We start from the raw sequence: 8051 nt of genomic DNA on the forward strand, positions 1-8051 counted from the left end.
ATTTCATCAATGTCCCCCTAATCGGTCGGCGCCCCTGGCCGTGCCATGGCGTAAATGCTAGCCGATTGCCGCGAGCAAGGCAGCAGCTGACACAAAGCCACGCCGTATGGAGCATCCAACATCCGCGCAGCCAGCGGGCAGCGTGGATCGACGCACCAAGACACGTCGGTGAAAGCCAATCAAGCAGCACTCCCGCAGCGAGCGTTTGGAACGCGAACACATCCTCCGCTCAATCGTGGTTCATCGGCCGACTTCCGATTTTGATTGCAACCCCGCAACTGCTTTTTCACGCTACACATTCAGAGCAGATGGAGCAGAAGTTCTTTCTGTACCAGGACATGGTCACGGCACTACGCGCGTTTCCGCTTGAACAGCGTCGTCAACGCGAAGCCTTCGGGACGGCCGCGAAGCGGAACAGACATCGCCTTGATAAGCAAGCGTGCTCCACAAGGTGAGCCACGGCTCCCGAGCCGTGAACGGATGAAGGCACCAACTTCAGCCGTGCCAACATCGCCGGAACATCCCGGGCTGAGCGATACGCGTGCTGCAGCTTGGACCAGCGCTGACTTTCAAGGCTGAGCACAGGGACTCCCTCATTACGCACTCAAACCCGATTTGTAGCCTTTCGCGAAGCGACACGAGGCTGGGCACGCTCCATCTACAATGCAATAGCTTGCACAGCAAGGCGATCGACGAGACACAGCACGCCCAGGAGATCGGCTTTCTTGCATCAGCTCGGAAGCCACCGCTTCTGGGCATCGCCGCTTCCGAACGCATGCATCGCCCCCCACTCACTCAAGTTCTTCGGATCGCTGCCGATCTGTGGCTCTGACTCAAAAGGAGAAGTACATGCGTCAGAGACTAGCCGCTTACGTATTGCTACCCGCGCTCGCCGGGTGCGCGACAGCGCCGATGACGATGGCAGCGGATCCCCCGCCCGAGGCGCCGGCGGCGACGATCGTCAACGAGTTGGTCCGCGCGCGCGGCGGCAATCAATCGATCACCATCTACCTTGCTGGCGGGGAGGATTGCAAAACCGTTCCGCCAGGGAGGAATCCGATTTATCGTGCTCTTTACCGGATGACAGACGACACGGAAGGCGCAGAAAAGACCAGGAAGGTCTCAGCGCTACAACCCACACGCTTCTATTACCAAGAGTATGCATCGGGTGGACGCAAGTGCGAGATCGTCGCGGACACGGTTCTGCTGCCCGGCCGCACTTACAAGCTAAGGGGCGGATTCACCTACAAAGACGGCCCGATTCCGATGCTCACCGGCGTGCGTTCATGCCGATTCGAACTGGTCGATGCGGCCACCGGGCAGCCGGTAATGTTGCTGCCCCGACAGTCGGGCGCAATATGCGAGGGGCAACTTGGGGACATCTCCAAGAAGCTGCAAGCATTGTTCTGATCGGTCAATTGCAAGCCGCTTATCCGGGGGAATCCCGCAGTCTCAGATCCAGGCAAACAACCAGCCTTCCTCATGTACAAAGGATTTTCATGATCCGCTGCCGCACTGCGCGATACCTCGCGACGTTCTCCGCATGCATCTTTTTTTCGCCACATGCATTCGCTACAAAGCCAGGACCGATCGATTGCGGCAAGGCTCAGTCGATCCAGCCTGGCTGGACAGCCGAACAGGTCACCAGGAATCTCGGGAAGCCTTACATTCTCACGCTTTCTCGTGAGAACATGCGATATGGGTGGAGAAATGCCGATGGCACCGACAAGATCGACGTGACGTTCGGTCTCGCCAATCCAAAGATCGAACAACGTATTGCTATCGACGTCAGAGGGACCTGTGGCGGCAAGAAGATCGAAGCCAACCCTCGCACTGACATCAACCGAAACAATATCGAAATACCAGGAGTCCCGAGACGCATCGAGTTCGATGGAAATCCATTCTATTTGGCGTATTTCGCCGAATCGCATGAGGACTCAGTGCGTCATGTGGAATATGTCCCGCGAGGTCAAAACCTGAAAGGCTGGCGCAGCATGATTGCTGTTTTCCAGCATACGGATGACAGCACTCCGGAGACGCACCTGGAACTGCTCCGCCAGCGTGCCGAAATCAGCGGAAATCCGCATTTCAGGCAGGTCTATATTTCTCCGCAGAAGGATGAGGCCATAGCGGCGATTCCACAGATGTTCGACAACGCCCTGGAGTACCAGGTCACGCGCTGGCGGACGACACCCAAGGGCACGCTCGCCACGGTGTACTTCAGCCGCCACTATCCGGATGACAAGGGCAAGTTCGACCGAGATGCCTATGTCGCCCAGGAAGAATCTCGCATCCCTGGGTACCTTGATGCGCTGAAGTCCCTGCCTCCAATTTTGCCACCGGAGATAGGCAGATCGGGAGAAATCACTCTGACCGTCGACGGCACCGAGAGCAGCGAGGTGTTGGTCCCCACGTCATTGTCTACCGATCAGACGCCTCAACAATGAAGCGCTGTCCGACGTTGCTGCTCACCGGTCCTTGCTTCCATTCCCAGCAACAATGAGCCGCCCCGGAAAGTTGGGAGGCTGTTTCGTTTGAGTCACGCCGCGTTGGCGCACCTGGCTTGTTGCGGGTAGTAAGCCTGTTCGGCTTCCGCTGGCGGGATGCTCCCGGTCGCCTCAGCAGCCGCTGGTGGTGGTGGTATCGAGGCTGACGCCGGCGAATGCCACGTTTGGTCCGGCACGCTGAAGATCAAAAGGTAGCAGCCTCAGTGTCTCGAACTGGCAGGCGTCATCGCGCGGCACTGTGCGAGCAACGCCTCACCGGCGGGGCTCTCCCTCGTCATGGGTCGGTCGCCGAAGGCCTGGAGCACCTCGGTCCGCACGCGTTCGGCGCTCTCGGATGAATCGACAAGATGCGGGTCGTCCGACGCCACACCGAAGCCGGGCAGCGCCGAAGGCTCCAGATGCCCGACTGCTACCAGTTGCCCGCACAACCCGTAGTGGTAGGCGGCGTACTCGCTCCCAGCCAGCGACACGTCGCCAGCAGCGAACATGCCCACGTGGAAGCCCTCATGCGCCACCAGATCGGCGACGTTGGCCAGCGTCGCCTCTTCGCTCTGCAGCACCGGGGCGACGAGGACGAGCTTCGGCCCTCTGCCCACCCTGTAGAACGTCGCCTGGTAGCCCACCCGACTGGGCACGACGAGCAACGTGATGGGGATGTTCTGCACATGCGCCTGGGCGCTGACGAACGCGAGTGCCTCGGAGGCGACGCGGCAGATCCGCTCAGGCGTGCGCTCCAGTCCCTTGGCAAAGGCCACCTTGATGCGGCGATCGCTGCAGACGATGCGTTTTTCGAAGTACACGGTCTGCGTACGCCCTTGCGTCGCGACCTGAGAACGTGTCAGGAACAAGCCCATCCCATTGATGACACTGTGCTTGTTCATACCCTCGACGGAGAGGCGTGGTGCATCCGCCGCCAGCGCTTGCGTGCAGATGAGTGCCATCCAGATGCATTGGAAGGCCAGCAGATGCACCAAACTGCGCCTGCGCACGTTGTGCTGCAACCTCATGAACGAGTCAACCCGCATCGAACGCCGTTCCCTGAGGTGCGTGGTCTGGAGGCCGTTGGTGCCCAGCACCCTGTGGCCCGGGTGATCCAGCGGGAAGAAAGAGTATAGGCAACCTGTCGATCCGGCAGAGCATCTACATCAGGTCCGAGTAATCACCGATCTGATTGCAGATCTCCACAGGTGACTCGGCCAACTCCACCAACCGGCGCTTGCGGGCCGCTGCGTCGCTCTCCGGCGACACGATGCGATACAGCAGATACAGGCGCCCCTGCACCTGCCAAAGACCAAACGTAGAGAGCTCGGAGAACTGGTACGCCGTGCCATCCAGCCGATGTGCAGTGAAGTTGCACTCGGCGTAGCTGCCCGGCCCACAACTGGCATCGAGCGATCGCAAGCCGCCTGTTCCTCGCAGGTCGAAATGATAGGTCACCCCCATCTCGTTCCCTGTGATCGTTGGCGTGATCTGCTGCGCGGGCAGCGATCCGCCACCATCCCAATCGCGGGCTTGAGTACAGACAGCATCTCTAGCGCCTGCGGCCACGACTTCACTGACAGAGACGTTGGCGCATCCGGCCAAGGGGAATGCGATCAGTCCCAACAACCACCTCACTCTCGCCACTTTGCCCAACGTATTCGCTCCCCCATCATCGCCAGCCTGCCATGGGCCATCGTCAGGCGCTCCCCTATTTTGCCTTCCTCGTGAAGGCGATCAACAGTTCCGATCCGGCTTCCTCCAAGGCACCGAGATTACCCTCGAAGCGGACGGACACCCGGTATCGGCCGGGCGCCGTATCCCGTATAAAAGCCATGTCCAATTCGCGGTAGGTGACATTCGGAGCAATCAACCCCGCGGCTTCCATCGTTGTGACGTCCGCATCTGCCGCGAAGATACGTGGCACATGCCCATCGCGATCCAAGGCCACGACTCGATATTCGGTACGCCCTATTTCTTCGCTCCGCTGCAATACCACCGGCTGCTCGCCCGCCTCTGTCAATCGATAGAGGTGCAACTGAGCGGTCACGCCGGCATCGCGTAGGCGATCGACCTTAGCCGCTGCCGCCTCCCCATCTGCAGCAGCGACCCGCAATCCGATGAAAATCGGCGGTTCAGGGTCATCCTCCTGGGGAGGAACAGCGAAATCGAGCGTGATGGCGTCAGACAGGAGTTGCGGACTGAGCTTCCTGACCAGCGGCACGGTCGTCCTCGCTGCAGGTGGCTCCTTGCCATGTGGCGCTCGGCTAGCTGCCACTGATTGAGCCGATTCGGGCTGGCATCCTGTCAGTTGCAGCGTCGCGGCGATGAAGACCATGCAAAGCGCTTGCTTTGATTTCGCCATGAAATCACCTCAATGTTTATTCCATAGAAGCGCCGAATTTCATTCTCACGCTAGCGCGTAGGGACGCTGCTTGCTTCGGCCGCAAGGAATTGTCAGGGCTGGTCGAGCCCATCTTCTTGATCCATGCACTCTTGATCGAAAGGCACATCCTTCCCGGCGACACTCGGATGAAGCGCAACGTCGCGCCGATAACCGGAACCGTACTTCTGATAGCGAACAAGCAGTCCATTTTGTAGCCGGAATCGATCTTCTGGTCCTGAGAACGCGGGGCATGCGGCGAAGCCGCTTCCTCCATCTTCGCTGCAATAGCGGATATACAACGTGCCCCCGCGTACTTCCCCCTGCAACTGCCCATCATGGCCGTGCGCGTTGGTTCCCTCGCTCCAATCTCCGGTGACGCGATCGCCATGCTGCTGCAGATGCAGGCCCAGGTAATGGCCCAAGTCGCATCTCTTGGCATAACCCCACTCGCCGGAGAATGTGGTGGACTTGCTTGCGTAAGCGGAGCCCGCACACGAGGTCGTCAACCCCATCGCCACAACTCGCGCGACCAGCGACAAGCGCCGCCCGCGTCGGTGCTGCATCAGCATCGGTCACCCCTTGTACATAGCCTGCGGCTCGTAGGCAGGGAAGATAGCAATCGGTCCACGTGCGTTCCACCGACCTCCCGCCAGATATCCACCCGCAGGCCAGCCCGCGCAGGGGCACACCGACTTGACGCATGGCCGCATCGCGCGTTAAAGAGCCGCAGGGAAGACAGGAGCGGCGAAAGGATATGGCGAAAACACGTCCGCTGAAGATGACGTGGCTGGTCTGCGTTGCGATCGCCACGCTGTCCACAGCCGCCTGCTCGGCACAACCACCGGCCGCCGCCCCAAAGGCGGCAGCGCGCAAGGAGCAGCCCGCCGTGGCGGCACAGCAAGTTGCGCCCGACAGCGCTCCGCCGCCGGGCGAGTACATCACCGACAAGGGATGGGGTCGCCTGCTGATCAAGCAGCAAAGCGGGATGTTGACCTTCTCCCTGGAAAGCACCACGGGGGAAGACGTGTGCGAGCTGAATGGCGCGATAGAGGGACACACCGGCATCGCCAAGGGGAACAAGGGCCAATCCACCTGCCAGGTGAAGTTCGCCAGTACGCCGCAGGGCATTGACGTAGCGGCTGCCACGCCCGCCGAATGCAAGACGTTCTGCGGCTACAACGGGGATTTCGAGGCGCCCTACCTGCAGGTCAAGGATGGCTGTGGCCGGGACGCGCTGGACCGCACACGGACGACCTTCAAGCGTCTCTATGATGCGAAAGACTACAAGGCGGCGCTCGCTACCTTGTCGCCAGTCGTGCCGAGTTGCCTGCCGACGCTGGAGTGGGAAGACGAAGGCGCCATTCGTAACGATCTGGCCATCACCCAGTACAAAAATGGCTTGTATGCGCAGTGCCTTTCCACACTCGACACCTATGCGGAGGACGCCGCCAAGGACGACGACGCGGCCGTGGAAGGATGGACGCCAATGCTGGCGGACCGCTACCTGGCCATCGTGCGCGCAGCGAGAACCAACATCGGTTTGTGCCGCAGAGGCTCGAAGAAGAAGTGAGCCTCAGGGGATGGAGGAGTGCGCTGGCGTAACGACTACGTCAATCCATCTCATCCTTCTTGCGGGGCGCGATGATGGAAGAGTTGGCGCTGCCTGACGTTTCGATGCCGAACGAAGGCAGCGCATTGCACGTCTATCAAACCATTTGATGGGGCTTCGCTTGCACCTGATCCGGCTGCTCGATGTCCTTGGGCTGGCGCTGCGTCTCGGACAAGGACTGCAATTGGGCCAGCGATTGATCCACAGACCTACTCAGCGCATCCTCGGTACGCATGTGTGCACGCAAATGCGCAGGGTCGTTCAGTGCGCCCTGGACGACAAACAGGTTCTCGCCCGCTCGCACATTGCGTGAATTCTCGCTCAGCACCACATGATCGATCCGCGACAGGCCGTTCTCTTTCGCCAGGCAGGCAGCGCTGGCCGCAAGCTTTGCACTATTGGCGTCATAGTCTCTGCCCAAGCCTTGTTCGAGAACGCGGACAGCCTGTTCTGCCTGCCGGTGTAATGGATCAGGCGCAGCGCCACCATGCCTCTCTAGGTAGCTAGGGGCGTCTCGCTCCTGGCGATTCAATTCCGGCGGGAACACGCGTGGCGCGATCTGCTGAAGCGTTGCGGGATCGAGGTCGCCCGTGGGGGGAAGGCCTCGTGCCTGCTGGTAGTTGATGACGGCCGGCTGCATGGACAGGCGATAGACACCATCCTCTTGCAGAGGTTGCCCGTCCACGCCACGGAAGCCTTCCGCATTCAACACGCGCTGGGCATGCTGCACGACATCCGAGGATTCGCCAATACGGATGGTGCCGTCATCGACAACGGGGCGCGCATCGATTCCACGCGTCTGCCTGGTGGCGTCGATGGGAAGGCGCCCGCTTACCAGGTCTTCCACATAGTTCTCGTACTGCTGGTAATAGCGGCTATCGACTTCCATGTGGACATGCACCGCTTGCGTGGCCTGATTGGACTGAACACCCAATGCCTGCCCGTACTCGACACGATCGCCCGCTTGCACATGCAACGGCGACATGTGGCGCACACGCAAGATCACCTCGCCCCCCTCACGATCCAACACATCCACGAGGCCAGACCGCGCATTGGCGACTCCCACAACGCCTGAGACGGGAGATGGGACATCCAGTGCTCTCGAACCTGGTCCGGTGGCAAGCCTGGGATCCTCAAGAATGAAGTCCTTTTTGACCAATACCTGATCCGGGCGCAGGCCAAAATCCCTGCCGCCACGTGCAACCTCGATCTCCTGAATCTCACCGCCAATCACACCGAAAGCACGTCCCGGCGGGCCGCCGACCACCGCGCCATTCACCAGGTGAGCGCCGCGATTGCTCTGCGGATGATGCATCACCAAACTATCGAAGTCCTCGACAGCCTCGTTGCGAAAGCCCCGCTGCGCATCCCACTCAAGCTGGATCACGCGATAGTGCGGTAGCTGCGTGTTCTTTTCTTCATCCATGATTCGTTCTCCTTCAGTCTCTGAGATCAATCGCGCGCGTCAGATACCAGCAACCCTTGCTTCGCCTGAAAACATAAGTGTCCATCTCGTACTCCATGCCGAACGCGACCTTGCGTCCATCGTTTTGTTCTATCGAAATGGCTA

At 60.2% G+C, this 8051-nt stretch carries 8 protein-coding genes and 1 pseudogene; 4 read left to right on the forward strand and 5 right to left on the reverse strand.

The features are described from left to right. The 3 genes and pseudogenes from D588_RS28310 to D588_RS27490 all read left to right on the forward strand — a co-directional run. Positions 1-455, forward strand: a pseudogene (locus D588_RS28310) (hypothetical protein); the annotation flags it as partial. Positions 456-849: 394 nt separating this feature from the next. Further along, positions 850-1410 (forward strand): hypothetical protein, encoded by a 561-nt coding sequence (locus D588_RS0100945; RefSeq protein WP_157836383.1) that lies wholly within the window; start codon positions 850-852, stop codon positions 1408-1410. 89 nt (positions 1411-1499) lie between these two features. Beyond that, positions 1500-2447: a hypothetical protein gene (locus D588_RS27490; RefSeq protein ID WP_157836384.1), complete on the forward strand. Its 948-nt coding sequence runs from the start codon at positions 1500-1502 to the stop codon at positions 2445-2447. Positions 2448-2707: 260 nt separating this feature from the next. Here the strand turns inward: D588_RS27490 and D588_RS0100960 are convergent, their stop codons facing one another. The 4 genes from D588_RS0100960 to D588_RS26240 form a co-directional block, all read right to left on the reverse strand. After that, positions 2708-3583 carry a hypothetical protein gene (locus D588_RS0100960; RefSeq protein ID WP_017914650.1) on the reverse strand — a complete coding sequence of 292 codons (876 nt, stop codon included), beginning with the start codon at positions 3581-3583 and terminating at the stop codon, positions 2708-2710. Between the two features lie 64 nt (positions 3584-3647). Continuing rightward, positions 3648-4112, reverse strand: a complete 465-nt coding sequence (locus tag D588_RS28315; RefSeq protein ID WP_232764185.1) for a hypothetical protein — start codon at positions 4110-4112, stop codon at positions 3648-3650. 85 nt (positions 4113-4197) lie between these two features. After that, the gene (locus D588_RS0100970) at positions 4198-4851 is read right to left on the reverse strand and encodes a hypothetical protein (protein WP_232764186.1); all 654 of its coding nucleotides are present in this window, start codon (positions 4849-4851) and stop codon (positions 4198-4200) included. Between the two features lie 92 nt (positions 4852-4943). Continuing rightward, complete coding sequence (locus tag D588_RS26240) at positions 4944-5441, reverse strand: hypothetical protein (protein ID WP_232764187.1); 498 nt, start codon at positions 5439-5441, stop codon at positions 4944-4946. A gap of 131 nt (positions 5442-5572) precedes the next feature. On the opposite strand from D588_RS26240, the gene D588_RS0100980 reads away from it, so the two are divergent. After that, positions 5573-6442, forward strand: coding sequence for a hypothetical protein (locus D588_RS0100980; protein WP_232764188.1), 870 nt, complete (start codon positions 5573-5575; stop codon positions 6440-6442). A gap of 136 nt (positions 6443-6578) precedes the next feature. Here the strand turns inward: D588_RS0100980 and D588_RS28765 are convergent, their stop codons facing one another. Continuing rightward, positions 6579-7370 (reverse strand): peptidoglycan-binding domain-containing protein, encoded by a 792-nt coding sequence (locus D588_RS28765; protein ID WP_157836385.1) that lies wholly within the window; start codon positions 7368-7370, stop codon positions 6579-6581. Between the last annotated feature and the right edge of the window lie 681 nt (positions 7371-8051).

The sequence above is a fragment of the Xanthomonas sp. SHU 308 genome, from assembly GCF_000364645.1.
Taxonomy (GTDB): domain Bacteria; phylum Pseudomonadota; class Gammaproteobacteria; order Xanthomonadales; family Xanthomonadaceae; genus Xanthomonas_A; species Xanthomonas_A sontii.